The organism is Variovorax sp. GW821-FHT09D05 (assembly GCF_059416325.1).
Genome location: NZ_JBWKOZ010000009.1, coordinates 226245 through 249315, shown reverse-complemented (window position 1 = coordinate 249315; position 23071 = coordinate 226245). Strand labels below are relative to the sequence as shown.

21 protein-coding genes are annotated in these 23071 nt (G+C 66.9%); 14 read left to right on the top strand and 7 right to left on the bottom strand.

Features of this window, described 5'->3' with window-relative positions:
• Window positions 1-46: 46 nt before the first annotated feature.
• From AC07O3_RS24750 to AC07O3_RS24740, 3 genes are all read right to left on the bottom strand, one after another.
• Window positions 47-535, bottom strand: a complete 489-nt coding sequence (locus AC07O3_RS24750; protein ID WP_354338480.1) for a hypothetical protein — start codon at window positions 533-535, stop codon at window positions 47-49.
• The gene (locus AC07O3_RS24745; RefSeq protein WP_093049984.1) at window positions 532-2073 is read right to left on the bottom strand and encodes a TRAP transporter large permease; all 1542 of its coding nucleotides are present in this window, start codon (window positions 2071-2073) and stop codon (window positions 532-534) included. Before AC07O3_RS24745 ends, AC07O3_RS24750 begins: the two co-directional genes overlap by 4 nt.
• 68 nt (window positions 2074-2141) lie before the next feature.
• Window positions 2142-2681: a TRAP transporter small permease subunit gene (locus AC07O3_RS24740; RefSeq protein ID WP_093075336.1), complete on the bottom strand. Its 540-nt coding sequence runs from the start codon at window positions 2679-2681 to the stop codon at window positions 2142-2144.
• Between the two features lie 175 nt (window positions 2682-2856).
• Here AC07O3_RS24740 and AC07O3_RS24735 point away from each other — a divergent pair, with 175 nt between their 5' ends.
• A complete protein-coding gene (locus tag AC07O3_RS24735; protein ID WP_495340564.1) occupies window positions 2857-4158 on the top strand; it encodes an SUMF1/EgtB/PvdO family nonheme iron enzyme in 1302 nt (433 codons plus the stop codon).
• 6 nt (window positions 4159-4164) lie between these two features.
• On the opposite strand, the gene AC07O3_RS24730 is transcribed toward AC07O3_RS24735, so the two are convergent.
• Together AC07O3_RS24730 and aptA are read right to left on the bottom strand one after the other, a co-directional pair.
• Window positions 4165-5607 carry an MFS transporter gene (locus AC07O3_RS24730; protein WP_495340563.1) on the bottom strand — a complete coding sequence of 481 codons (1443 nt, stop codon included), beginning with the start codon at window positions 5605-5607 and terminating at the stop codon, window positions 4165-4167.
• A gap of 77 nt (window positions 5608-5684) precedes the next feature.
• Window positions 5685-7040, bottom strand: coding sequence for an omega-aminotransferase AptA (gene aptA, locus AC07O3_RS24725; RefSeq protein ID WP_495340562.1), 1356 nt, complete (start codon window positions 7038-7040; stop codon window positions 5685-5687).
• Window positions 7041-7146: 106 nt separating this feature from the next.
• Between aptA and AC07O3_RS24720 the strand changes: the two genes are divergently transcribed.
• On the top strand, window positions 7147-8106 hold the full coding sequence (locus AC07O3_RS24720) for a LysR family transcriptional regulator (RefSeq protein ID WP_093050000.1): 960 nt from the start codon (window positions 7147-7149) through the stop codon (window positions 8104-8106).
• 6 nt (window positions 8107-8112) lie between these two features.
• Here AC07O3_RS24720 and AC07O3_RS24715 read toward each other — a convergent pair whose 3' ends face one another.
• Window positions 8113-8877: a FadR/GntR family transcriptional regulator gene (locus AC07O3_RS24715; protein ID WP_495340561.1), complete on the bottom strand. Its 765-nt coding sequence runs from the start codon at window positions 8875-8877 to the stop codon at window positions 8113-8115.
• 206 nt (window positions 8878-9083) lie between these two features.
• Between AC07O3_RS24715 and AC07O3_RS24710 the strand changes: the two genes are divergently transcribed.
• The 9 genes from AC07O3_RS24710 to AC07O3_RS24670 all read left to right on the top strand — a co-directional run bounded on the left by AC07O3_RS24710 (window position 9084) and on the right by AC07O3_RS24670 (window position 17979).
• Entirely contained in the window at window positions 9084-10289 is a 1206-nt protein-coding gene (locus AC07O3_RS24710) for an ABC transporter substrate-binding protein (protein WP_093050006.1), read from the top strand.
• A 24-nt stretch (window positions 10290-10313) separates the two neighbouring features.
• Window positions 10314-11174, top strand: a complete 861-nt coding sequence (locus tag AC07O3_RS24705; RefSeq protein WP_495340560.1) for a branched-chain amino acid ABC transporter permease — start codon at window positions 10314-10316, stop codon at window positions 11172-11174.
• 8 nt (window positions 11175-11182) lie between these two features.
• Window positions 11183-12142 carry a branched-chain amino acid ABC transporter permease gene (locus AC07O3_RS24700; RefSeq protein WP_093076048.1) on the top strand — a complete coding sequence of 320 codons (960 nt, stop codon included), beginning with the start codon at window positions 11183-11185 and terminating at the stop codon, window positions 12140-12142.
• Window positions 12139-12906 (top strand): ABC transporter ATP-binding protein, encoded by a 768-nt coding sequence (locus tag AC07O3_RS24695; protein WP_093050013.1) that lies wholly within the window; start codon window positions 12139-12141, stop codon window positions 12904-12906. The genes AC07O3_RS24700 and AC07O3_RS24695 overlap by 4 nt, the downstream gene beginning before the upstream one ends.
• The gene (locus AC07O3_RS24690) at window positions 12903-13616 is read left to right on the top strand and encodes an ABC transporter ATP-binding protein (protein ID WP_093050016.1); all 714 of its coding nucleotides are present in this window, start codon (window positions 12903-12905) and stop codon (window positions 13614-13616) included. Before AC07O3_RS24695 ends, AC07O3_RS24690 begins: the two co-directional genes overlap by 4 nt.
• Before the next feature lie 34 nt (window positions 13617-13650).
• On the top strand, window positions 13651-14904 hold the full coding sequence (locus AC07O3_RS24685) for a Zn-dependent hydrolase (RefSeq protein WP_495340559.1): 1254 nt from the start codon (window positions 13651-13653) through the stop codon (window positions 14902-14904).
• Window positions 14901-16019 (top strand): ABC transporter substrate-binding protein, encoded by a 1119-nt coding sequence (locus AC07O3_RS24680; protein ID WP_440533779.1) that lies wholly within the window; start codon window positions 14901-14903, stop codon window positions 16017-16019. Before AC07O3_RS24685 ends, AC07O3_RS24680 begins: the two co-directional genes overlap by 4 nt.
• Window positions 16016-17509 carry a M81 family metallopeptidase gene (locus AC07O3_RS24675; protein WP_495340558.1) on the top strand — a complete coding sequence of 498 codons (1494 nt, stop codon included), beginning with the start codon at window positions 16016-16018 and terminating at the stop codon, window positions 17507-17509. The genes AC07O3_RS24680 and AC07O3_RS24675 overlap by 4 nt, the downstream gene beginning before the upstream one ends.
• A 92-nt stretch (window positions 17510-17601) precedes the next feature.
• Window positions 17602-17979 carry a nuclear transport factor 2 family protein gene (locus AC07O3_RS24670; RefSeq protein ID WP_440533781.1) on the top strand — a complete coding sequence of 126 codons (378 nt, stop codon included), beginning with the start codon at window positions 17602-17604 and terminating at the stop codon, window positions 17977-17979.
• Window positions 17980-18006: 27 nt separating this feature from the next.
• Here the strand turns inward: AC07O3_RS24670 and AC07O3_RS24665 are convergent, their stop codons facing one another.
• Entirely contained in the window at window positions 18007-19152 is a 1146-nt protein-coding gene (locus tag AC07O3_RS24665) for a helix-turn-helix domain-containing protein (protein WP_093075305.1), read from the bottom strand.
• Window positions 19153-19330: 178 nt separating this feature from the next.
• Here AC07O3_RS24665 and AC07O3_RS24660 point away from each other — a divergent pair, with 178 nt between their 5' ends.
• The 3 genes from AC07O3_RS24660 to AC07O3_RS24650 are packed head-to-tail and all read left to right on the top strand — an operon-like array spanning window position 19331 to window position 23038.
• On the top strand, window positions 19331-19828 hold the full coding sequence (locus AC07O3_RS24660) for a (2Fe-2S)-binding protein (protein ID WP_495340557.1): 498 nt from the start codon (window positions 19331-19333) through the stop codon (window positions 19826-19828).
• A 13-nt stretch (window positions 19829-19841) separates the two neighbouring features.
• The gene (locus AC07O3_RS24655; RefSeq protein ID WP_093050036.1) at window positions 19842-22226 is read left to right on the top strand and encodes a xanthine dehydrogenase family protein molybdopterin-binding subunit; all 2385 of its coding nucleotides are present in this window, start codon (window positions 19842-19844) and stop codon (window positions 22224-22226) included.
• A gap of 20 nt (window positions 22227-22246) precedes the next feature.
• Window positions 22247-23038 carry an FAD binding domain-containing protein gene (locus AC07O3_RS24650; RefSeq protein ID WP_093050039.1) on the top strand — a complete coding sequence of 264 codons (792 nt, stop codon included), beginning with the start codon at window positions 22247-22249 and terminating at the stop codon, window positions 23036-23038.
• The last annotated feature ends 33 nt before the right edge of the window (window positions 23039-23071 follow it).

Sequence of the window (23071 nt, the reverse complement as noted above, 5' to 3'; positions counted from 1 at the left end):
CGCGCGCTGCATGCAAAAAAGCCCCGCTGGAACCAGCGGGGCTTTTTTATTTCGTCGACCCGGTCTCGGGTTCGGGAGTATCCGGCTTCGGTGGAATGGAGCGCTTCGCCACCTGTTCGCCAAAGGCCACGAGCACGCTCGCATCGGCCGAGTGGAACCATGTCATGCCGCCGTAGCGCCGTCGCACCAGCAGCCGCGGCGCGATCACGCGTTCGAGCATGCGGATGTGCACGAGCTTGAGCTGCGCCACTTCCTGCGCGCTCACGCGCTTGTTCCAGAGCCAGGTCTGGATCAGCACGTCGCCTTCGAGCCGCGTGCGGCTGTAGACGATCCAGTAGCCGACCCACACCACGCACAGCGCTGCAATGCCGAACACCACGAGGGCGCTCGTGGACCACGCGGTGCTGCGCAGCGAGGGCAGGCTCCAGATCGCGAAGGCGAAGAGATCGACCACCAGCACCACCGCCAGCGTGCGCAGCAGCGCAGGGAAGGCGGGGCTTTCGAGCGGAGGGGTGCTGCCGCCGTCGTCGCTCACGGCTTGGTGGCTTCGCCGGAAGCCGGCGGCGCCGCCGGTGTTTCTTCCGGTGTCTTCTTCTCGTTGCCGAACGGGTCTTCCATGTTCACGCCATTGCTGTCGGGCGCGGGCGGTGGCTCGGCGTCGGCAGGCATGTCGAGGTTGACCTTGTCGATGTCGACGACCTTTTCCTTCTCGAGGAACACGGTGACCGTCTGCGGGAAGAAGATCACGATGGCCACCAGCAGCAGCTGCATCAGCACCCACGGCACGGCGCCGAGGTAGATGTCGCGCGACTCCACCTTCTTGGGTAGCGCCCCGTTCTTGAAGAGGGTGTCCGCAATGCCTCGCAAGTAGAACAGCGCGAAGCCGAAGGGCGGGTGCATGAACGAGGTCTGCATGTTCACGCACAGCAGCACGCCGAACCACACCATGTCGATGCCTAGCTTGTGGGCCACGGGGCCCAGCAGCGGCAGGATGATGAACGCGATCTCGAAGAAGTCGAGGAAGAACGCGAGGAAGAACACGAAGATGTTCACCGCGATCAGGAAGCCCACCTGGCCGCCCGGCAGGCCAGAGAGCATGTGCTCGATCCACTTGGCGCCGTCGACGCCCTGGAACACCAGCGAGAACACGCGCGAGCCGATGAGGATGAACACCACCATCGCAGTGAGGCGCATGGTGCCTTCCATCGCGTCCTTCATCAGCTGCCAGTTCAGGCGGCGATGGATCAGCGCGAGGATGAGCGAGCCCACCGCGCCCATTGCGCCGGCTTCGGTCGGCGTGGCGATGGCCTTGTCCATGAAGGGCAGGCCGCCCATCGAGCCGAGCACCGCGAAGATCAGGATGGCCGAGGGGATGATGCCGCGCAGGCACTTGCCCCACAGCGCCCAGCCGTTCAGCGTGCGCGCACTGGCCGGCAGGCCCGGCACGTAGTGCGGGCGCAGCCGCCCGACCATGAAGGTGTAGATCGCGAAGATGATGACCTGCAGGATCGACGGACCCCAGGCGCCCTTGTACATCTGGCCCACGTCGGTGCCGAGCTGGTCGGCCATGACGATCAGCACCAGCGAAGGCGGCACCAGCTGCGTGATGGTGCCCGACGCGGCGAGCACGCCGGTCGAATAGCGCATGTCGTAGCCGTAGCGCATCATGATCGGCAGCGAGATCATCGCCATTGCGATCACCTGGCCGGCCACCGTGCCGGTGATGGCGCCGAGGATGAAGCCCACGATGATCACCGAGTAGCCGAGGCCCCCGCGGATGGGGCCGAAGAGCTGGCCCATCGAGTCGAGCATGTCCTCCGCCAATCCGCATTTCTCCAGTACGGCTCCCATCAACGTGAAGAACGGGATCGCGAGCAGCGTCTCGTTCGACAGGATGCCGAACACGTTCAGCGGCAGGTTGGCCATGAAGCCGGCCGGGAACCAGCCCATCTCGATGGCGAAGAAGCCGCAGATCAGGCCGAGGGCGGAGAGCGAGAACGCGACCGGGAAGCCGATCAGCATGATCACCACGAGCCCCGCGAACATGATCGGGGCGAAATTTTCCATGTGCATTTCTACTTATCCTGCGGTGCGGGAAAGGGCTAGACCAGAAGGGGCGCGAGGGATGCGAAAAGCGCCCGTCACTGCACCGGCTTCTCGTAGTGCGTGTCCATCTCGATCAGGCCGCGCAGGTAGGCAATGCGCTTGATGATTTCCGAAACGCCCTGCAGGAACATCGCGGCGAAGCCCACGGGCATCAGCAGCGCGGCGGGCCAGCGGATCAGGCCGCCGATGTTGCCGGACATCTCGCCCGTGACCCACATGTTCCAGAACATGGGCCAGGTGACGTAGGTGAAGAGGGCCATCACCGGCAGCAGGAAGAAGATCAGGCCGAACAGGTCGACGTACACCGGCCCATAGCCCTTGAGCTTGCCGTAGATGATGTCCACGCGCACATGCTCGTTGAAGCGAAGCACCACGGGCGCGCCGAGCATCACGGTGGCGGCGAACAGGTACCACTGGATCTCGAGGAACGCGTTGTTGCTGAAGTCGAAGCCGTAGCGGACGAGGGCGTTGGCCGCCGAGATGAGCGAGGCCGCCAGGACGGCGTAGCCGGCGATCTTGCCGAGTTTTTCGCTGATCCAGTCCATGCCGGTCGCGAATTTGAGGAATGCAGACAAGGGGGTGTCTCCCGCGAAGCCCAAGGTGAAACGCCGGCCCCTGGTGGGAGCTGCGCAAAGCCCGAGATGTTACCCCGTTGAACCTTTGTATCTACTTGGCATGAGGGGCGGGGTTTACCCGGAATCCGGGTCTTGTCCGGGGCGTGGGAGGCGGCCCTGGTCGCCATAATCGTCCATGTCTTCGCGCCTTCCGCCTTCGACGCCTTCGGGCGCCATGGGCCTGCCCCATTCGATCGATTCGCCCGACATGTGCCGCGCGGGCCGCGAGCTGTTGTCCCTGGCGCTGATCGACGCGCGCAACCACACGCTGCACCTGCTTTCGCTCTACGAGGAGGCCCTGGGCGCCGAAGCGCTTGCCGTGCCGCCCGTGCCCGAGGAAGAGGGCGTGGTGCCGCCGGTCTGGCTGGCCGGCCACATCGGCTGGTTCGCCGAATGGTGGATCGGGCGCAACACCCAGCGCGCCTTCGGCGTCGACTGCCCGGTGCGGCCCACACGCCTGGCGCCCATCGACCCCGGCGCCGACGACTGGTGGAACCCGTCGCAGAGCACGCCGGGCCGCCGCTGGTCGCCCGACCTGCCCGACCTCGCCCAGACCAAGGCCTACCTGCTCGAAACGCTGGAGAGCACGCTCGAGCTGCTCGAGAACGCGGCCGAGACCGATGCCGGCCTGTACTTCTACCGCCTCGCGCTGTTCCATGAAGACCTGCGCGGCGAGCAGTTCGTGGTGATGGCGCAGACGCTGGGGCTGCCCCTGGGCGTCGAGCAGGCGCCCATCGCCGTCACGCGCGAGCCGCTGTTGCTGCCTGCCACGCGATGGGAGCTGGGCATGCCCGAGGGCGGTTTCGCCTTTGCGCAGGAGCGCAGCGCGCACCGGGTCGACGTGCCCGAGTTCGAGATCGACGCGCAGCCCGTCACCTGGAACCAGTACATCGAATTCGTCGACGACGGCGGCTACGACCGCGAGGAGCTGTGGCATGGCGAAGGCTGGCGCTGGCTCGGGGCGCAGATCGAGGGCCGGCGCGGGCCGCGCCATGTCGAGCAGATCGGCGCGGCGCGCAACGGCACGGGCGGTTCGGTGCTGCAGCAGCGCTTTGGTGTGACAGTGCGTGCGGCAGGCCACCACAGCGCCGTGCACCTGAGCTGGTGGGAGGCCGATGCCTGGGCGCGCTGGGCCGGGCGGCGCATCGCGACCGAAGTCGAATGGGAGATTGCTGCGCACACGGCCGGGCGGCGTGGCTTCCGGTGGGCCGACGTTCACGAGTGGACGTCGGGCACGCTGCAGCCGTGGCCGGGGTATCGGGCCGACCCGTGGAGCGCGGGGGGAGAGTTCGATCCTGCGGCTGCTTTCGGCCGGGCCCGCGTGCTGCGCGGGGCTTCGTTCGCAACGCGTGCGCGCCTGCGTTCTCCGCGCCGCCGTGGCTTTGCGCTGCCCGAGCGTGACGACGGCTTCTTCGGCTTCAGAACCTGCGCGCTGTAGAGACAGTCAGCGCTCGCCGCCGGCTTCCGAAGACAGCGGCGGTGCCACTTCCTCCAGCGGCTTGCGCTCAGCATCGGCCGCATAGCGCAAGGCCAGCAGCCCCGCGACGATGACCAGGGCCGCGCCGATGCCGTAGCCCACCATCACCGCGCCCCGGCTGCCGGTTTCGATCAGCAGGCCGAACAGCAGCGGCGCAGCGAAGCCGCCCGCGCCCATGCCGACCGCGTAGAAGATCGCGATGGCCATGGCACGCATCTCGAGCGGAAACACCTCGCTCACCGTGAGGTACGCCGAACTCGCCGCCGCCGACGCCAGGAAGAACACCGCCGACCAGCACAGCGCCTGACCGCGCGCATCGAGCCAGCCCATCATGAAGGCCCAGCCCGTGAGCGCGAGGCCGACGCCCGCGAGTACGTACGTCAGCGCGATCATCCGGCGCCGGCCCACGCTGTCGAACAGCGGGCCCAGCAGCAGCGGCCCGAGCACATTGCCCAGCGCGAACGGAAAGATGTAGAGCGCCACGCTGCCTTCAGGCACGCCGTAGAAGCGCGTGAGCACCAGCGCATAGGTGAAGAAGATCGCGTTGTAGAAGAAGGCCTGCGAGATCATCAGCGCCAGCGCGACCATGCTGCGCTGCGGGTAGCGCCTGAGCAGCACGCGCGCCACTTCGCGCATCGACGGGCTGTTGGCGCGCGCGGCCGTGTAGTTCACGACAGAGCCTTGCGGTGCGGGCAGCGGACCGTGCTGCGCCTCGATCTCCGCTTCGATCTGGTCGACGATGCGTTTGGCCTCGTCGGCGCGTCCGTGTGCAATGAGCCAGCGCGGGCTCTCGGGCACGTCGCGCCGCACCAGCAAGATAGCCACCGCCAGCACCGCGCCCAGCGCAAAGCCCGCGCGCCAGCCCCACACCGGGCCGATCACGCGCGCGTCGAGCAGCACCAGGCTGAGCGCCGCGCCCAGCGCCGCGCCAATCCAGAAGCTGCCGTTGATCGCGAGGTTGACGCGCCCGCGCACGCGCGCCGGGATCAGTTCGTCGATGGCCGAGTTGATGGCCGCGTACTCGCCGCCGATGCCAAGACCCGTGACGAAGCGGCACAGCGCGAAGAAAGCAAAGTTGGGAGAAAACGCAGTGGCCAGCGTGCCGACCGTGTAGACCACCAGCGTGATGAGAAAGAGCTTCTTGCGCCCGAGCCGGTCGGTGAGCCGGCCGAAGAGCAGCGCGCCGAGCACCGCGCCCGCCACGTACACCGAGCCCGACAGCCCGATCTCGCCGGCCGTGAGCCCCAGCGTGTCGGGCCGCTCCAGCACTGCGCCGATGGAACCCACCAGCGTGACTTCGAGCCCGTCGAGCACCCAGGCCACGCCCAGCGCGATCACTACGCGCCAGTGCCAGCGCGACCACGGCAGGCGGTCCAGGCGGGCGGGGATGTCGCTGCTCAGTACCGTCATGCCGCCGATTATTGGGAGGCGGCCGGCGCGCCGCCTGTAGGACCCGGCCTCCGATCAGGCCGGGAGCCGAAGCAGGCTCAGGCCGTCTCGGCCAGCGCGTCCGCCAGTGCGTTGACCATGCGGTCGATCTCGGCCTTCTCCGCGATGAAGGGCGGGGCGAGCTGGATGGTGTCGCCGCCGTAGCGCACGTAGAAGCCCTTCTTCCAGCAGTTCATCGCGATCTCGTACGGACGGCGTGCAGGCTCGCCCGGCAACGCGGCGATCGTGACGCCGGCGGCGAGGCCGTAGTTGCGGATGTCGGCCACGTGCTTGCTGCCCTTCAGGCTGTGCACGGCGTTCTCGAAATGCGGCGCCAGCGCCTGCACGCGGCCGATCATGTCTTCCTTCTGCAGCACGTCGAGCGCGGCGATGCCGGCGGCGCAGGCCACGGGGTGTGCGCCGTAGGTGTAGCCGTGCGGGAACTCGAGCATGTAGTCGGGGCCGCCTGCTGCCATGAAGGTGTCGTAGATCTCCTTGCTGGCGACTACTGCGCCCATCGGCTGCGCGCCGTTGGTCACCTGCTTGGCGATGTTCATGATGTCGGGCGTCACGCCGAAGGCTTCCGCGCCGGTGAGCGCGCCGCAACGGCCGAAACCGGTGATCACTTCGTCGAAGATCAGCAGGATGTTGTTGGCGGTGCAGATGTCGCGCAGGCGCTTCAGGTAGCCCTTGGGCGGAATCACCACGCCGGCCGAACCCGCGAAGGGTTCGACGATGACGGCCGCGATGTTCGATGCGTCGTGCAGCGCGATCAGGTCGAGCAGGCGGTCGGCCAGCTCGGCGCCGTTCTCGGCCATGCCGCGCGTGAAGGCATTCGACGCGAGCTGGGTGTGCGGCAGATGATCGGCTTCGACGCCCTGGCCGAAGAGCTTGCGGTTGGCCGCGATGCCGCCGACCGAGATGCCGCCGTAGTTGACGCCGTGGTAGCCCTTCTCGCGGCCGATCAGGCGCGTCTTGCTCGCCTGGCCCTTGGTGCGCCAGTAGGCGCGCGCCATCTTCAGCGAGGTGTCGGCGGCTTCGGAGCCCGAGCCGGTGAAGAACACGTAGTCGAGGCCCGCGGGCGTCATTTCCTTGATCTTGTTGGCCAGCTCGAAGGAGAGCGGGTGGCCGAACTGGAAGGCGGGCGAGTAGTCGAGCTTGGCGATCTGGCGGCTCACCGCCTCGGTGATTTCGGGGCGGCCATGGCCCAGGCCCGAGCACCACAGGCCCGAGAGGCCGTCGAAGATCTTGCGCCCGTCGATGTCGGTGAAGTAGGCGCCCTTGGCCTCCACGATGATCCGCGGATCGGCCTTGAAGTTGCGGTTGCCGGTGTAGGGCATCCAGTGCGCGTCGAGCCAGGCGGCGTCGGTGCGCGCGGTGGGCGTCGGTTCGATGGCGGGCGTTGCGAGGGTCATGGCGCTTCCCGCACGGGGCGGGCTCCGGGGGTGATGGGATGTGCCGATTGTTGGCAGAGCCTTCAGTGTGGAGAATGGCGCAATATCAATGTTCACTTGACACTTCATGCAAGTAAAGGCCAAAGCCCGAAGCGGTACCCAAAACAGTGCCCGCAACCGCGCCGTATTGGGGCAGCTCAGCGACATGGACCTGCGCCTGCTCAAGGTGTTCAAGAGCGTGGTCGACTGCGGCGGCATGGCGGCCGCCGAGCTGGAGCTGAACATCGGCACCTCCACCGTGAGCCGCCACGTGAAAGACCTGGAGACGCGGCTCGGCCTCGTGCTGTGCCGGCGCGGGCGGGCGGGTTTTGCGCTCACCGCCGAGGGGCAGCGCGTATACGACGAGACGCTGCGCCTGCTGGCCTCGGTCGACGCCTTCCGCGGCAGCATCGACGACATCCACAACCGCATGGGCGGGCAGCTGGACGTGGCGCTGTTCGACAAGACGGCGACCAACCCGAAGGCGCGCATAGGCGAGGCCATCGCGCGTTTCACCGAGATCGCACCCGAGGTGACTCTGGCGCTGCACGTGGGCTCGATCAACGCCATCGAGCAGGGCGTGCTGGAGGGCAATTTCCAGATCGGCATCATCCCGGCGCATCGCAGCTCCAAGAGCCTTGTGTACGCCGACCTGTTCGACGAGACGATGCTGCTGTATTGCGGCGCGAAACACCCGCTGTTCGGCGCCGATCACGCCAGGCTCACCTGGGCCAAGCTGCGCGAGCATCATTTCGCGGGGCTCGGCTACCACTCGCCGAACATGGAGTTGAGTCACCGCGCGAAGCTGTCGCGCAAGGCCACCGGCTTCGACCAGGAGGCGATTGCAACGCTGATTCTTTCGGGGCGCTTCCTGGGCTTTCTGCCCGACCACTACGCGCAGGTGTTCGAGCAGCGCGGGCTCATGAAGGCGGTGCTGCCGGCGCGCTTCAACTATGCGTGCCGGTTTGTCAGCCTGTTGCGGCGTTCGCCGAAGCCGTCACGTGCGGTGCTGGCGTTTCAGGAGTGCCTGGAGAAGGCCCACCGGTAAAGCAGGTCAGCGCTGCCCGCTCGGCAGCAGCAGATGCTTGGCGCCGATATGCGCCTCCATCTCGTGCATGTGCTGCTCGGCATCGATCATGTGCTCGGACATCAGCCGGCGCACTTCTTCGGCGTCTTCCTTGCGGTAGGCGGCCAGCAGCTGCGTGTGATAGTCGACGTTGGCTTCGCCGAAGTGGTGGTGGTCCAGCGCCTTCTTGTAGACCACGAGGTCGCGCAGCAGGTCGTTGAGAAAACGGCACATGAAGGAGAGCACCGGATTGGGGCAGCTCTCGGCCAGCATCGTGTGAAAGCCGAGTTCGGCCTCGCGTTGCGTGCGCAGCTCATCCTCGTTGGTCGGCTCGATCGTGCACAGCCGGACGTTTTCTTCCAGCTTTTCGAACTGCTCTGGTGTCAGTCGGCCCACCACGCTCACGGCCAGCTCGGGCTCCAGGGCCTTGCGCAACTGGTAGATGTGATGGCCGTCGAGATGGTGAAAGTGCAGGAAGTTGCGCAGCGGCTCCGATGCATGGTCCACCGACACCTGCTGCAGATACGCCCCGCCGCCGGGGCCGGTGCGAATGGAGACCAGGCCGCGCACCTCCAGCGCCTTCAAGGCCTCGCGCACCGTGCTCTTCGAATAGCCGAAAAGCTCGATCAGTTCTTTCTCGTTCGGCAGCCGGTCGCCGGGCTGCTTGCGCTCCGCCACGATCCAGCGCTTGACGTCTTCGACGATGACGTCCGAGAGCTTTTGCCGCTTCGGGCGGTTCTGCCCCACTCTCATTCACACGCTCCATGCCCATCGGGAGATGCGCGGGATGCGCAACAGCGGGCGATCTTAAACGGCGTCGTGCGACGGGGCGGTCTGGTTTTGGGCACAAGGATTGCTAGCGGGTTTTTACCAGCATATTAATCCGATTTATCCGCTTAAATTCGCCAGCGATCGCAGGCACCACCTTTCCCTTACTTCCCACCACGACCGGAGAACTCATGCAACGCAGACATCTTCTTCAGCTGGCCGCCCTGTCGGCTGCCCCCGCTTCGCTCCTGGGCGGCCGCGCCGCCTTTGCCCAGTCGGCGGACGCGATCCGCTTCGGCTGCCCGGTCCCGATGTCGGGTGCCTTCGCAGCCAATGGCAAGTTCGCCGACCTGGGCATGAAGCTGGCCATCGAGCAGTACGGCAGCGTGCTGAAGCGTCCGCTGGCCTACACGGTGCTCGACACCGAAGGCAAGCCGGCCACCGCGGTGCGCAAGGTGCAGGAAGCCTCGCAGCAGCAGGGCGCGAAGTTCTTCGCGGGCGGCATCCTCTCGTCGGAAGCGCTGGCCATGGGCAAGGAGGCCGAGAAGGCCGGCGGCCTGTTCATCACCACCGCCGGCGCCGATGAAATCACCGGCAAGGACTGCAACCCCGCCACCTTCCGCTGGTCGGTGCCCACCTTCGGCGCCATCGAGCAGACGGTGCGCCCGCTGATCGCCTCGATGCCGAAGGCCAAGCGCTGGTACACGATCACGCCGCAGTACGTGTTCGGCGACGGCCTGCTGAGCGCGGCCAAGAACATCTTCCAGGAGAAGGGCATCGAGCACGTGGGCAACAGCTACCACTCGCTCAACGAGAAGGAATTCAGCGGCTACCTCACCAACGCCATGGCCGCCAAGCCCGACGTGCTGCTGCTGCTGAACTTCGGTGCGCAGTCGTCCGCCGCGCTGCGCCAGGCGGTGAGCTTCGGCATGCACAAGAACATGACGATCCTCATGGCCTGGGCCTCGGGGCTGGAGCAGTTCGACGAGCTGGGCGCCGACCTGTGCGACGGCGTCTACTTCGGCGCGCAGTACTGGCACACGGCCGACACCACGCTCAACAAGGACCTGGTGAAGCGCACCGCCGACAAGCTCAAGATCGTGCCCAACTACAGCCTCGCCGGCTCGTACGTGTGCACCAAGATCCTGATCGATGGCATCGTGAAGGCCGGCACCGTGGACCAGAAGGCGGTGATTGCCGCGCTCGAAGGCATGAAGTTCGACGGACTCACCGGCACCGAGGAAATCCGCAAGGCCGACCACCAGGTCATCAAGGACTACTACCTGCTCAAGGGCAAGGCGAAGTCGAAGATGAAGGACGCTGCCGACTACGTCGATGTGGTGAGCTCGGGCAAGTCCTTCCTGCCCGTCGACAAGACCGGCTGCAAGCTGGCCTGAGCACGCAAGGACACCGACGCGCCCATGTCCGTCTACCTGCTCCAGACCATCAACGGAATCGGCATCGGCATGCTGTATTTCCTGCTGGCCGTTGGCTTGTCCATCGTGTTCGGCCTGCTGCGCTTCGTGAACTTCGCGCACGGGGCTTTCTATCTGCTGGGTGCCTACCTGTGCTACCAGGCCATGCAGTGGGGCCTGAACTTCTGGGTCGCACTGCTCGTGGTGCCGCTAGCCGTCGGCGCGCTGGGCTGGCTGGCCGAGAAGCTGCTGCTGCGCCGCGTGTATGCCAAGGCGCACGAATTCCACATCCTCGTGACGGTGGGCCTCGCGCTCGCGGTGCAGGAGATCGTGATCGTGTTCTGGGGCCCGCTGGGCAACAGCGTGGCCACGCCCGACCTGCTGCAGGGCGTGGTCATGTGGGGCGCCTTCGTCTATCCCAAGTACCGGCTGTTCGTGATCGGCTTCACCGCCGTGCTCGCGGTGCTGCTGTGGTGGGTGCTCGAAGGCACGCGCCTGGGCAGCGTGGTGCGCGCGGGCAGCGAATCGACCGAGATGGTGTCGCTGCTCGGCATCAACGTGTTCCGCGTGTTCAGCCTGGTGTTCGCGCTCGGTGCGGCCACTGCTGCGCTGGCCGGGGTGCTGGCAGCGCCGATTCGGGGTGCGGAGCCTTTCATGGGCGTCGAGGCGCTGAGCGTGGCCTTCGTGGTGGTGGTGATCGGCGGGCTCGGCAGCTTCGGCGGCGCGCTCGTGGGCGGGCTGGTGATCGGCATCGTTCAAAGCCTCATGAGCACCATCTGGCCGCCGGGGGCGAGTCTGATGATCTACATCGCGATGGCAGCCGTGCTGCTGCTGCGCCCGCATGGCCTGCTCGGCCGCAAAGGATGAACGACGCCATGCCGAGAAAAATCACATTCCTCCTGGCGCTGATCGCCGCGCTGGGCCTGCCGCTGGTGCTGAGCTCGGGCTCGCTCGCGAGCGAAGTGCTCATCTACGCGCTGGCAGCGCTGGGCTGCAACCTGCTGCTGGGCTACACGGGGCTGCTGTCCTTCGGGCAGGGCATCTTCTTCGGGCTGGGCAGCTACACCATCGCGATTCTGCTCACGCGCCTGCACCTGCCCATGCCGCTCGCATTGCTCGCGGCCATGGCCATGGGGGCGATCGGCGCGGCGGTGGTCGGCTGGGTTGCCATCCGCCAGCGCGGCACCTACTTCGTGATGCTCACGCTGGCCTTCGCGCAGATGTTCTATTTCATCGCCTACACCGCGACCGACCTCACGGGCGGCGACAACGGCCTGCTCGACGTGCCGCGCCCCGGCTTCATGGACACTCCGTGGAAGTACTACGCCTTCGTCGCGGTGATCTTCCTGATCGCCTTCGGCCTGCTGCTGCGCGTGACCGATTCGATCTTCGGCCGCACGCTGCTCGCCATCCGCGACAACGAGGACCGGGCCGCCGCCGTGGGCTACGACCTCAAGCGCTTCAAGCTGCTGGCCTTCATGATCTCGGGTGCCGTCACCGGCCTGGCGGGCGGGCTGCACGCCATGATGACCGGCATCGCGCCGCTGTCGAACGCCGAGTACCACACGAGCGAGATGATCCTGGTCATCACCGTGATCGGCGGCACCGGCAACCTGTTTGCCTCGGTGCTGGGCTCGGCCTTCTATGTGCTGCTGGCCGACTGGCTCTCCACGCTTTGGCCGCGCTGGCTGCTGCTGCTTGGGCTGCTGCTGATCGGCGTGAGCATCGGCATGCAGCGCGGGCTCTGGGGGCTGGGCGAGGGCATCTGGAAACGCATCTTCCGGCGGACGCCACCGGCTCCAAACGCGCCTGCCGCGCAAGGGGAGAAGGCATGAGCGACGTTCTCATCGAAGCCATTGGCGTCACCAAGCACTACGGCAAGTTCGCTGCGCTCGGCGGGGTCGACCTGAAGATCAGGCGCAACACCGTGCATTCGGTGATCGGCCCCAACGGCGCGGGCAAGACCACGCTGTTCCACATGCTCACGGGCACCGGCACGACCACTGGCGGACGCATCCTGTTCGATGGCCATGACGTCACGCGCGAGCCCGACCACCGGCGCGTGCAGCGCGGCATGGCGCGCTCGTTCCAGGTCACGGCGCTGTTCCTCAGCCTGTCGGTGCGCGAGAACCTGCGCGTGGCGGCGCAGGGCGTTTCGCCGCGCCAGGCCATGAACTGCTGGCGCGCGCCGGTTGGCGAACTGGCCTGCACGCAGACGGTGGACGAGGTGCTGCAGCGCGTCGGGCTCGAACGGCTGGCGAACACGCCGGCCAGCGAGCTTTCGCATGGCCAGCAGCGCCGCCTCGAAGTGGGCATGGCGCTGGCCGCCAGGCCGAAGGCCATCTTCCTCGACGAGCCGACATCGGGCATGGGCATCGACGATCTCGACGACATGAAGCAGCTCATTCGCAGCCTGCGCGACCGGCACACCGTGGTGCTGATCGAGCACAACATGAACATCGTGATGGACATTTCCGACACCGTGACCGTGATGCAACTGGGCCGCGTGCTCGCCGAGGGACTGCCGGGCGACATCCGTGCCGATGCGCGCGTGCGCACGGCCTATCTGGGCAACATGATCACCGGAGGCAAGGCATGAGCGGCCAGAACATCCTCGAAGTCGAAAAACTCCATGCGCACTACGGCAAGAGCCACGTGCTGCAGGGAATCTCGATGCGCGTGGGCGAGGCCGAGCTCGTCACGCTGCTGGGCCGCAACGGCGCGGGCAAGTCGACCACGCTCAAGAGCATTGCTGGTGCGGTCACCCCCACGAGCGGGCGTGTGCGCTTCCAGGGCGCCGATATCGCGGGCATGCCGCCGCACCGCATCGCCACGCGCGGCGTGTGCCTGGTGCCGGAGCACCGAGGCGTCTTCAAGCTGCTGACGGTAGAAGAAAACCTGCTGCTCGGCCTGCGGCGCGAATCGCCCTGGCAACTTGCCGACATCTACCGCATCTTTCCGCGCCTGAAGGAGCGGCGGCGCAACGGCGGCGGGCAGCTCTCGGGTGGCGAGCAGCAGATGCTGGCCATTGGCCGCGCGCTCATGAACCACCCGCGCCTGCTGATCCTCGACGAGCCGGTCGAGGGCCTGGCGCCGGTGATCGTCGAGGAGATCGTCGCGCAGCTGAAGACCATCAAGGCGGCCGGCGTGGCCATCCTGCTGGTCGAGCAGAACCTCGAAGTCTGCGTGCAGCTGGCCGACCGCCACTACATCGTGGAGCAGGGCGTGATCGTGCACGAGGCCGGCAACGCAGCCTTCATGGCCGACCATGAAGTGAAAGACCGCTATCTGGGCGTGGGCCTTGCTTGAGGCTTCCCGCAACACTCATCCTTATCGCAAAGCCATGAACTCACACACTGAACTCCGCATCGACGGCCAGCGGCTCTGGAACTCGCTGATGGAACTGGCGCAACTCGGCGCCACAGAGAAAGGCGGCGTCTGCCGCATCGCGCTGACCGACCTCGACCGCCAGGGCCGCGACCTGTTCGTGCGCTGGGTGCGCGAGGCGGGCTGCGAAGTCCGCGTGGACGCCATCGGCAACATCTTCGCGCGCCGCGCTGGCCGCAACAACGCGCTGCCGCCCGTCACCACCGGCAGCCACATCGACACGCAACCCACCGGTGGCAAGTTCGATGGCAACTACGGCGTGCTCGCGGGGCTGGAGGTGATCCGAAGCCTGAACGACGCGAAGATCGAAACCGAGGCGCCGCTCGAAGTGGCGGTGTGGACCAACGAGGAAGGCTCGCGCTTCGTGCCCGTGATGATGGGCTCCGGCGTGTTCGCCGGTGCGTTCACGCTCGAGCATGCACTGGCGCAGTGCGACAACGACGGCGTCAGCGTGTCCGACGCGCTTGCCTCCATTGGCTACGCGGGCAGCACGCCTGCATCGGCAACAACATCGCCGGTGGGCGCGTACTTCGAGGCGCACATCGAGCAGGGCCCGGTGCTCGAAGCCAACGAACGTGTGATCGGCGTGGTCGAAGGGGCGCTGGGCCAGCGCTGGTACGACGTGGTGGTGCAAGGCATGGAAGCCCATGCCGGCCCCACGCCGATGGAGCTGCGCAAGGACGCGCTGCTGGCCGCTTCCGAACTCGTGATCGAGGTCAACCGCATTGCGCTCGCCCACGCGCCGCATGGGCGCGGCACGGTCGGCTGGATCGACAACTACCCGAACTCGCGCAACGTGATCCCGGGCCGCGTGAAGCTCAGCGTCGACCTGCGCGCGGCCGACGACGTGGTGCTGTCGGCCATGGACGCCGCACTGAAAGAAGCCGTGCAGCGCATTGCCACGAAGGGCAAGGTCGAGATGTCGGTGGAGCAGGTCGTGTACTTCCAGCCGCAGCCCTTTACGCCGAAGCTGGTGTCCGCAGTGCGCGAAGCTGCGCAGGCGCAGGGCATGACCTGGATGAACGTGATCAGCGGCGCGGGCCACGACGCGGTGTACCTCGCACGCGTGTGCCCCACGGCCATGATCTTCGTGCCTTGTCTCGACGGCATCAGCCACAACGAGATCGAGGACGCACAGCCCGACCATCTCGAAGCCGGCTGCAACGTGCTGCTGCAAGCCATGCTGCAAAGCGCGGGAGTCGTGTCGTGAAGGCGTGGAGCCGCGCCCTGATGGCGCTTGCCCTCGCATGGTCCGTGGTGCCGGCAGGCGCTGCCGAACCCATCCTGGTGGGCCAGTCCGCGGTACTGACGGGGCCGCTGGCACCCAACAGCCTCGCGTTCATGGAAGGCCAGACGCTGTTGTTCGACCAGCTGAACAAGGCCGGTGGCATCGGCGGGCGGCCCGTCAAGATGATCACGTACGACGATGTCTATGCGGCCGACAAGGCCGCGGCCAACGCCGAGAAGCTGCTGGGCACCGACCGCGTGGTCTGCCTCTTCGGCACCATGGGCACCGGCATTGGTGCGGCCATGGCGCCCGTGGCGGCGAAATACGACAGCTTCATCTTCGGCGGGCTGACCGGTGCTGCGGTGCTGCGCGGGCCGAAGGTGCCGATCTATCACGTGCGCGAGTCGTACGCCGACGAAGTGCGCCGCGTGATGACCCACCTGGCAACGGTGGGCCTGACGCGCATCGCCATCGTCTCCAGCGACGACGCGTACGGCAAGGGCATCGAGAAGGACGCGATAGACGCGCTCCAGAAGAACGGGCTGTCCCAGGTGCTGGCGCTGCGCTTCGACCCGCAGGAAAAGGAACCGACGCGCGCCGCGCAGCAGGTCATTGCCAGCGGCGCGCAGGCCGTGTACGTCATTGCGGCCGGCATGCCGGCGATCAACATGATCCGGGCGCTGGTCGCTGCGCCGATTCATCCGCAGATCTACACGAACTCGGTGGCCAGTTCTTTCCTGCTCTACAAGGAGCTTGGCGAGAAGAGCCGCGGCATCGTGCTGTCGCAGGTGATGCCGCCGTTCTGGAAGACCCGCTTCCCGATCGTCGACGAGTACCAGCGCGCGCGCAAGAGTGCGGGCAGCGAGGGCGAGGGCTCCTACCTGGGCCTGGAGGGCTACATCACGGCCAAGGCGTTTGCGGAAGCGCTGCAGCGTGTCAAGGGGCCGATCACCACCGAATCGCTCAGGCGAACCATCGAGACCTCGCCGCCCATGAACCTGGGTGGCTACATGCTGACGTTCAAGGCCGACAACCGCAACGGTTCGAATTTCGGCGACATCACGATGCTGGCAAGCGGCGGGAAGTTTGCTCAATGAAAGTCTTGATAGCGCGCCTCAACCACGAGACCAACACCTTTTCGCCCGTGCCCACGCCGCTCGCGGCCTTCGGGCCCGACGGGCCGATCTTCGGCGAGCAGGCTTACCGCGACAACAAGGGCATGCGCACGGCGATGTCGGCCTTCATCGACCTGGCCGAAGCGGCCGGCGCCGAACTCGTCACGCCGGTGTCGGCTTCGGCCAACCCGAGCGGGCCGGTCGACGCGCAGGCCTACACGCTGCTGACGCAATGCATCGTCGATGCGGCTGCGGGCTGCGATGCCATCCTGCTCGACCTGCACGGCGCGATGGTGGCGCAGAACAGCGCCGACGGCGAAGGCGACCTGCTGGTGCGCCTGCGCGCGGCGGCACCGGGCGTGCCAATTGGCGTGGCGCTCGACCTGCATGCCAACGTCACGCCCGAGATGGTGGAAAACGCGGACGTGATCGTCGGCTTCAAGACCTATCCGCACATCGACATGTACGAAACCGGCGAGCACGCCGGCCGCCTGCTGCTCGACCTCCTGGCCGGGCGCAGCAAGCCGGCAATGCGCTGGCACCGGCTGCCGCTGATGGCGCACACGCTGCGCAGCGCGTCGTTCACCGGCGCGATGCAGCGCGCCATCGAGGCGGCGCGCGAGGCCGAGAAGTCGGAGTCGCTCGCGGTGTCGATCCTCGCGGGCTTCTCGCTGTCGGACATCGAGTCGCCGTGCATGAGTGTGATCGTCGTCGATGCGCAGTCGCCCGAGCGCGCACAGGCCACGGCCGACCGCATCGCCGCGCAGATGTGGAGCGAGCGCGAGGCCTTCATCTACCGCAGCGAACCGCTGGCGCAGTCGATCGGGCGCGCGAAGCTGATTGCCGAGGGCGCGACGCGCCCGGTGCTGCTGCTCGACCATGGCGACAACTGCATGTCCGGCGGCAGCTGCGACACCATGGACGTTCTGCAGGAGGCGCTGGCGCAGGGGCTGCACGGCATCGGCGTCGGGCCGCTGTGCGACCCCGAAGCGGTGGCGCAATTGGTCGCGGCGGGCGAGGGCGCGCAGGTGACGGTGGCGCTCGGCAACAAGGTCTCGCTCGAAGGCATCGGCCTCTCGAAGACGCCGGTGCGCCTGACGGGCACCGTGCGAACCATCAGCGACGGCGAGTACGTCATTACCGGTCCCACCTACACCGGCCAGCGCAGCAGCATGGGGCGCACGGTGCTGTTCGACATCGACACGGCGCGCATCGTGGTGACCGAGCGCACGCAGGAGCCTTGGGACATCGGCGTCTTCGAATGCGCGGGGCTCGATCCGCGCAAGGAGCGCTTTCTGCTGCTCAAGTCGCGCATGTATTGCCGGCCGGTGTTCGAGCCGCTGTCGGCCGCGCTGGTGGAGTGCGACAGCCCGGGCGTCACGAGCTCGGACTACAGCCTGTTCCCGTTCAGCAAGGTGCGTCGGCCGGTGTTTCCGCTGGATGCGAACGCCTCGATGGACGCTGCAGCATGACCTGAGACGTCATCGACGCGAATCGCGTGCGACGCGACCATTCCTTCACCCCGCGATGTTGCGGGTCGAAACCCTCGAAAGGAATCGTCATCATGAACACCGCCGCACACGATGCCACCGCGATCGCCCAACGCTACATCGCCGTCTGGAACGAAACCGACGCCGCGCGCCGCGCCGCGCTGATCGAAGCCGGGTGGACCGCCAACGCCCGCTACGTGGACCCTATGGCGCAGGCCAGCGGGCACGAGCAGATCAGTGCGCTGGTCGGCGTGGTGCACCAGCGCTACCCAGGCTTTCGCTTCAGCCTGCTGGGCAAGGCCGATGCGCATGGCGACCACCTGCGCTTCTCATGGACGCTGGGGCCGAGCGGGGCGGAGGACCTGATTCAGGGCACCGACTTCGTGCGGCTCGATGCAGGCAAGCTCAGTTCGGTGACGGGCTTTCTGGACAAGGTGCCGGTCGGCGCCTGAGCCTGAACGAAAGCTGAACGCCGGCGCTCAATCCGGCGCGCCGGCCGGCCGTCCACGCCACAGCTTGCGGTAGACGGTCGCCCGGCTGATGCCCAGGGCCCGCGCCGCTTCCGCCACATTGCCGCGCGCATCGGCCACTGCCTTGCGGATCAGCGCGGTTTCCACATCGCGCAGCCGCGGGCGGGTGTCGGAAGCAGGCGCGCCCGCCGTGCCGCTGGTGCTGCTGCGCTGGGGTCGCACCTGCACTCGAAGGCCCGACCAGAGCGGCACTTCGAGCACCGCGTCGGCGCGTCGGGCCGCGTCGAACATCATGTGCAGCGGCAGCGCGAACAGGTCGTTGAAGTGCAATGCATGCTCGCTGCGCGGCAGCGGCTGGTGCAGCATCTGCCGGGCCGCCGCGTTGGCGCCCGTGACGCTGCCGGTGGCGTCGATGCACAGCAGACCCTCGGTGGCCTCGCTGTTCGTGCTGCCGGGCCACGCCAGGTGCAGCAGCAGTTCGCAGGGCTCGCGCATCACCAGCATGTTCTCGATGCTGCGCGCCGACAGGGTGGCCAGGTGGCGCAGCTCGGGTCGTTCGACCACCTGCACGCCGGTCAGGTCGAGCATGCCGATGCAGTCGCCACGGGGGCCGAAGAGCGGGGCGCCGGCGCAGCTGTAGACGCCGGTGTCGTCGAAGAAATGCTCGCCACGGTGCAGCCACACCGATTCCTGCTCGGCCAGTGCGGTGCCGATGGCGCTGGTGCCGATGGCGCGCTCAGACAGGTCGACGCCGACGCGTCCGATGTCGCGTGCATACCGGCTGGCGGCGTCGGCGCCGTCAGGCAGGTTGCCCACGTCGATGACGATGCCGTCGGCATCGGTCAGTACGGCGAAATAACGGGTGTCGGCAATGGCGCGCGACAGCCGCTCTATCACCGGGCGGGCCGCCGAGACCAGCGCCCGGTTGCGCTCGGCGACGTCGCGGCTGGCCGAGCGGCTCACCGGGTCGAAGCTGACTCGCTGCTGGGGCCGGCGGCCGGCCTCGATGCAGCGCTGCCAGGAGCGGGTGATCCACGAATCGACGCAGGCGGCGCCGCGCGCCCGGGCGGCCGACTCGCCCTCGATCACTTCGCGGCGGGCTTGGGCAATGGCCAGGGAACGCTCAGGCGATGGCGAAACGATAGAGACGGGCATCGTGGTTTTTCGCGCGTGTGGGGCGGCTTTTCCTGGCTCGCCGGACGGCAAGCTGTTTCATTTTGAGAATTTCGCGCGGTCTGTGCAAGTGTCAAGGGTTTTGCCTAGGATAGTGCGAAAGGTCGGCATCCAAGATGCTTTTGCTGAAACAGCCATCACCTTTAACGGAGACAGCCAAATGCAGGTCGCTTTCAAGGTCAACGGCCGTCAGGTCACGGTCGACGCTCCTCCCAACACCTTCCTCGTCCATGCCATCCGGGAGCACCTCCATCTCACCGGTACCCACGTTGGCTGCGACACCGCCCAGTGCGGTGCCTGCACCGTCCACGTGAATGGCCGGGCCGTCAAATCTTGCAATGTGCTGGTAGCCCAGGCTGCCGGCGCGGACATCACCACCATCGAGGGCATTGCCGAGGCTGACGGCACCATGCACCCCATGCAGGCGGCCTTCAAGGAATGCCACGGCCTGCAGTGCGGTTTCTGCACCCCCGGCATGGTCATGAGCGCCATCGACCTGTGCACCCACCACCCCAAGTCGAGCGAGTCGGAAATCCGCGAACTGCTCGACGGCAACCTGTGCCGCTGCACGGGCTACCAGAACATCGTGAAGGCAGTGAAGATGGGCGGCGAGGCAATGGCCTCGGGCACTCCCGTCAAGACAACCGCAACGGCATGAAGGGAGCGACATCATGGGTGCTTCCGACTTCTCGAACCTGCCGCACATCGGCGAGGCGCTACGGCGCAAGGAAGACTACCGCTTCCTGACCGGCGCCGGCAACTACACCGACGACATCACGCTGGCCAACCAGAGCCATGCGGTCTTCGTGCGCTCGCCGCACGCCCACGCCGCCATCAAGTCGATCGACATTGCCGAGGCACTGAAGATGCCCGGTGTGATCGGTATCTTCAGCGGCAAGGACATCGAAGGAAAGATGGGCGGTCTGCCCTGCGGCTGGCTCATCAACAACCCCGACGGCACCCCCATGAAGGAGCCGATGCACCCGATCCTCGCGATCAAGAAGGTGCGCTACGTGGGCGACCATGTCGCGATGGTCGTGGCCGAGACGGTCGAGCAGGCCAAGAACGCGGCCGAGGCGGTGGTGGTCGACTACGACGTGCTGCCCGCGCTCGTGAGCGTGGCCGACGCGGCGAAGAAGGCCGGCGGCGCGGTGCTGCACGACGAGGCGCCCGACAACCAGTGCTACAAGTGGGCGCTGGGCGACAAGGCGGCGGTCGATGCGGTGTTCGCCAATGCCGCGCACGTCACCAAGCTCGACCTGGTCAACAACCGGCTGATTCCCAACCCCATCGAGCCGCGCGTGGCCATCGGCAGCTACAGCCGGGGCACCGACGACTACACGCTCTACGTGTCCAACCAGAACCCGCACGTCGAGCGCCTGCTGATGACGGCCTTCGTGCTGGGCCTGCCAGAGCACAAGGTGCGGGTGATAGCGCCCGACGTGGGCGGCGGCTTCGGCTCCAAGATCTTCCTGTATGCAGAAGACGTGTGCCTGACCTGGGCCGCCAAGCAGCTCAACCGCAACATCAAGTGGACGGCGGAACGCTCGGAGTGCTTCCTGTCTGACGCGCATGGCCGCGACCATGTGAGCCACGCCGAAATGGCGATGGACAAAGACGGCAAGTTCCTCGCGCTGCGCGTGCATACAGACGCCAACCTCGGCGCCTACCTGTCGACCTTCTCGACCGCGGTGCCCACCATCCTCTACGCCACGCTGCTGGCGGGCCAGTACACCACGCCGCAGATCTACGTCGAGGTCGACGCCTGGTTCACCAACACCGCGCCGGTCGATGCCTACCGCGGAGCGGGGCGGCCCGAGGCTACCTACCTGCTGGAGCGGCTGGTGTCGCGCTGCGCCTGGGAAATGAAGCTGGGGCAGGACGAGATCCGCAAACGCAACTTCATCAGCACCTTCCCGTACCAGACGCCGGTGGCGTTGCAGTACGACACGGGCGACTTCCACGCCTGCATGGACAAGGCCCGCGTGCTGGCCGAGGTCGATGGCTTCGCGGCGCGCAAGTCGGCCACCGAGGCCAAGGGCAAGCTGCGCGGCATCGGCTACTCGAGCTATATCGAGGCCTGCGGCATTGCGCCGTCGAACATTGCCGGCGCACTCGGTGCGCGGGCGGGCCTGTTCGAATGCGGCGAGATCCGCGTGCACCCGACCGGCAGCGTGACCGTGTTCACCGGCTCGCACAGCCACGGGCAGGGCCACGAAACCACCTTCGCACAGGTCGTCGCGGCGCGGCTGGGCATTCCGGTCGAGAATGTCGACGTGGTGCATGGCGACACCGGCCGCGTGCCCTTCGGCATGGGCACCTACGGTTCGCGCTCCATCTCGGTGGGGGGCGCGGCCATCATGAAGGCGCTCGACAAGATCGAGACCAAGGCCAAGAAAATCGCCGCGCACCTGATGGAGGCGAGCGACGCCGACATCGAGTTCGCCAACGGCGAGTTCACGGTCAAGGGCACCGACAAGAAGATCCCCTTCGGCCAGGTGGCGCTCACGGCCTACGTGCCGCACAACTACCCGCTCGACAAGCTGGAGCCGGGCCTGAACGAAACCGCCTTCTACGACCCGACCAACTTCACCTTTCCGGGCGGCACCTACATCTGCGAAGTCGAAGTCGACAAGCAGACCGGCGAAGTCAAGGTCGACCGTTTCACCGCGGTGGACGACTTCGGCACCATCATCAACCCGATGATCGTCGAGGGCCAGGTGCACGGCGGGCTGGTGCAGGGCATCGGCCAGGCGCTGCTCGAAAACTGCGTCTACGACAACGAGACAGGCCAGCTGCTCACCGGCAGCTTCATGGACTACGCCATGCCACGAGCGGGCGACTTTCCGCAATTCAAGCTCGACACCGTGTGCACCCCGTGCACACACAACCCGCTCGGCACCAAGGGCTGCGGCGAGGCGGGGGCCATCGGCTCGCCGCCGGCCGTGATCAATGCGGTGCTCGACGCGCTGGCGCCATTGGGCGTCAAGGATTTCGATATGCCTGCCTCTCCCAGCCGCGTCTGGGAAGCGATGCAGGCCGTGGCCCAACACTAGAACAAAGAAGGAATCACACCATGTATGCCTTCACACTCGAACGGCCCGCCACCGTGGCCGATGCGGCCAAACTCGTTGCCGCCGGCGCCAAGCCGCTGGCGGGCGGGCAGACCCTGTTGGCTTCGATGAAGCTGCGGCTCTCGGCGCCCGAACAGCTGGTGGACCTCAGCGGCATCAAGGAGCTCACCGGCATCACGAAAAACGGCAACGCCATCACCATCGGCGCCATGTCGCGCCATCTCGACGTGGCGAACAACGCCGACGTGAAGGCCGCCTACCCGGCGCTGGCCGACCTGGCTTCGCGCATCGGCGACCGGCAGGTGCGCGCGATGGGCACCATCGGCGGCTCGGTGGCCAACAACGACCCGGCGGCGTGCTACCCCAGCGCGGTGCTCGCCTCGGGCGCGACCGTGGTCACGTCGAAGCGCGAGATTGCCGCCGACGATTTCTTCCTGGGCCTGTTCACCACGGCGCTGGAAGAAGACGAGCTGATCACCGCGATCCGCTTTCCGATTCCGAAGCGCGCCGTCTACGAAAAGCTGCGCCAGAAGGCGTCGAACTTTCCGCTGGTCGGCGTGTTCCTTGCGCAATACGACAGCGGCGTGCGCGTGGCGATCACCGGCGCGGGCAACGGCGTGTTCCGCCATGCCGGGCTGGAAGACGCGTTGAACAAGAGCTTCACCGCGGCCGCCGCTGCAGCGGTGAAGATCGACGCGAGCGATCTCAACAGCGACCTGCATGCCTCGGCTGCGTACCGCGCGAACCTGATCAGCGTGCTGACCCAACGCGCCGTCACCAAGGCCCTGGGCTGAAGAGGCCGGGGCTGCCGATTGCCCACCGGAAGG

Bases quoted from the DNA above. Each gene is read 5' to 3' on its own strand.
- AC07O3_RS24650 (WP_093050039.1), top strand. From the start codon at position 22,247: ATGTATGCCTTCACACTCGAACGGCCCGCCACCGTGGCCGATGCGGCC.
- AC07O3_RS24700 (WP_093076048.1), top strand. From the start codon at position 11,183: ATGCCGAGAAAAATCACATTCCTCCTGGCGCTGATCGCCGCGCTGGGC.
- AC07O3_RS24675 (WP_495340558.1), top strand. From the start codon at position 16,016: ATGAAAGTCTTGATAGCGCGCCTCAACCACGAGACCAACACCTTTTCG.
- AC07O3_RS24655 (WP_093050036.1), top strand. From the start codon at position 19,842: ATGGGTGCTTCCGACTTCTCGAACCTGCCGCACATCGGCGAGGCGCTA.
- AC07O3_RS24730 (WP_495340563.1), bottom strand. From the start codon at position 5,607: ATGACGGTACTGAGCAGCGACATCCCCGCCCGCCTGGACCGCCTGCCG.
- AC07O3_RS24710 (WP_093050006.1), top strand. From the start codon at position 9,084: ATGCAACGCAGACATCTTCTTCAGCTGGCCGCCCTGTCGGCTGCCCCC.
- AC07O3_RS24695 (WP_093050013.1), top strand. From the start codon at position 12,139: ATGAGCGACGTTCTCATCGAAGCCATTGGCGTCACCAAGCACTACGGC.
- AC07O3_RS24660 (WP_495340557.1), top strand. From the start codon at position 19,331: ATGCAGGTCGCTTTCAAGGTCAACGGCCGTCAGGTCACGGTCGACGCT.
- AC07O3_RS24735 (WP_495340564.1), top strand. From the start codon at position 2,857: ATGTCTTCGCGCCTTCCGCCTTCGACGCCTTCGGGCGCCATGGGCCTG.
- aptA (WP_495340562.1), bottom strand. From the start codon at position 7,040: ATGACCCTCGCAACGCCCGCCATCGAACCGACGCCCACCGCGCGCACC.
- AC07O3_RS24705 (WP_495340560.1), top strand. From the start codon at position 10,314: ATGTCCGTCTACCTGCTCCAGACCATCAACGGAATCGGCATCGGCATG.
- AC07O3_RS24690 (WP_093050016.1), top strand. From the start codon at position 12,903: ATGAGCGGCCAGAACATCCTCGAAGTCGAAAAACTCCATGCGCACTAC.
- AC07O3_RS24720 (WP_093050000.1), top strand. From the start codon at position 7,147: ATGCAAGTAAAGGCCAAAGCCCGAAGCGGTACCCAAAACAGTGCCCGC.
- AC07O3_RS24745 (WP_093049984.1), bottom strand. From the start codon at position 2,073: ATGCACATGGAAAATTTCGCCCCGATCATGTTCGCGGGGCTCGTGGTG.
- AC07O3_RS24665 (WP_093075305.1), bottom strand. From the start codon at position 19,152: ATGCCCGTCTCTATCGTTTCGCCATCGCCTGAGCGTTCCCTGGCCATT.
- AC07O3_RS24685 (WP_495340559.1), top strand. From the start codon at position 13,651: ATGAACTCACACACTGAACTCCGCATCGACGGCCAGCGGCTCTGGAAC.
- AC07O3_RS24670 (WP_440533781.1), top strand. From the start codon at position 17,602: ATGAACACCGCCGCACACGATGCCACCGCGATCGCCCAACGCTACATC.
- AC07O3_RS24715 (WP_495340561.1), bottom strand. From the start codon at position 8,877: ATGAGAGTGGGGCAGAACCGCCCGAAGCGGCAAAAGCTCTCGGACGTC.